2 protein-coding genes are annotated in these 2,036 nt (G+C 58.9%); both read right to left on the reverse strand.

Translation table 11 applies throughout. The annotated features are described in order from the left end of the window. The coding region (locus AB4043_RS23690) for a Gfo/Idh/MocA family protein (protein WP_442308277.1) at window positions 1–772 on the reverse strand (772 nt) is incomplete at its 3' end. Between the two features lie 2 nt (window positions 773–774). Then, on the reverse strand, window positions 775–2,036 hold a 1,262-nt coding region (locus AB4043_RS23695; protein WP_442308278.1), incomplete at its 5' end, for a hypothetical protein.

Consider the following 2,036-nt stretch of genomic DNA (forward strand, 5'->3'; position numbering starts at 1 on the left):
GCAGGTGGCCGTGTTCCCCGACAAGCCCAATAAACGAGTCCACCATCGTGGGAAACGGGTCCGGATAGATCCAGCCGGACTCGAAGGTAGCCACCGCGCCGTCGGCATAGCGGACCTGCGCCTGGATCATGTCATAGGTATCGATGCCCTGCGCCACCAACACCTGCTTTACTCCCCATGCCCTGGCCTCCACGGGTTCAGACGCGAAGTACCAGTTCACCAGATCGATATCGTGACAGCTAAGAAACCATGCCGGGGTGGTCTGGTGCGCCCAGTTGATGTACTTCGTGGGAACAAAGATGGTGTCGTTCTTGCGTCCATAAGCACAGACCGGCCGCCCAATCTCTCCGTTAAGAATGGCCTGTTTTCCGTGGTGATACGGCGCCAACCAGCGATGATTGAAGGCCACCTGCGCTTTGAGCCCGCTTGCCTCGGCGAGACGCACCAGCGCATCTGCCTGGTCCAGATCGGTCGTCATCGGCTTCTCAATCAGGATGTGCTTTCCATGCTTCAACGCGCTGGAGGCCGCAGCGAAGTGGTCATCATCGGGGAGCGCAATGCAGACGGCCTCAATCTCCGGAGACTCGGTAATCTGCTTCCAGTCATCGACCGCGACCGGCACATCATACTCTGCGGCGACCTCTCTGGCCTTCTCCAGCCGGCGCGCGCATACGGCACCCACCCGGGCATACGGGTTGTTCTGGTAGATACGCACATACTGCTGCCCCATGATGCCGGCGCCGATCACGCCGATGCGGATAGGATTGTTCACGCCTATATCTCTCCTTCTGCGCAGACAACTTCGCGTGCCTGCTCCAACAACTGTAAGGCGTGCTGCTGCAAAACCCTTCCCGCTTCAGCCGGAACACGCGAGGCTACGACCTCATAACCCGAGGTTGTGGAGGCAAACTCGTCCGGCAGATAACCGATGTAGTCATTGGCCAGACCTAGAAAGAGCGTCCTGGGAAAAGGTGACCGTTCCCGGATCGCAAGGGCGACACAAACGAAGATCTCGCCCGGAAGCGATACGAAGGCAGTTCCTCCCAGACGAAGAATACCGATCTCGGCCGGCAGATACTTCGGCTCTGGAGTCTGAGACTCCTCGTAGAGGCGCGCATAGTATTCCTCAATCCGCGCAAAGAGCGCCGTCTGCTTTGCCGCGAGAGTTGTTTTCGAATCTGCCAACGCTGCGATCGCCAGCCTTCTGCGCTCCGCCATCTCGGGCAACGGATCATACGATTTCAGAGGCAGCGGAGCATAAGCGCTCCGTACGTCAAGCAGGGGCTGCTCTTCGACCAGATGCGTCATGCCTGTCAGAACAGCCTGGGCCAGCTTTTCTCCAAGGCGCTGCGCCGTTTCAAACGTACGGAAGCTGTCGATCACTCCCACCGCGCTCAGGTCGCTCTTATGGCCAATGCTCAGGTCGCCCTCCGCGCCATTGATGTAGAAGGGTTCGACCTCGGGACCGAGCTCTCGCCTCAACGCTTCCAACGTATAGAAGGGGAAATCCTGAGTGATACTCAACGTATTCGGCCCCAAAACCGTTGTATGGCAGGCATAGAAGACGCCAATTGCCACCCTCTCGCCGGTCATCTCCTCCACGAGGAGCACGCCAGCGAATGGATCGACCGGAAGTCCATCGGCGGTCCGGCGATTCACTGCGATACCCCCGCACGGCACCATTGCGGTCTTCAAGACTCGCGGTTTCAGAGCATCGGCAGCCTGGCGGATCGTGTCCACGACGGTCGAAGTCAGCCTTTCGAGATAGGCCTCATCCAGTGGCTGGCCTTGATTGAAGAAGTGGTGCAGGGTGACGGGCCCACAGTGTGTGTGGGTCGCACAGAGAAAGATCTGGCTCAGCGGAATGCCCGTTGCATGCTCGACCTGCCTACGGATCGCGAGAGACATCTTCGCCGAGATTGCAATGACCTCCACGCTGACCAGAGCCGCTTTGATCGCGCCATCGCTGAGCACTAATGCGCGGACGTACAAGTCATCGTGCACAGCATTGGATATCCCGACGCGGGCATCAAACC

The organism is Terriglobus sp. YAF25, assembly GCF_052113305.1.
GTDB lineage: Bacteria > Acidobacteriota > Terriglobia > Terriglobales > Acidobacteriaceae > Terriglobus.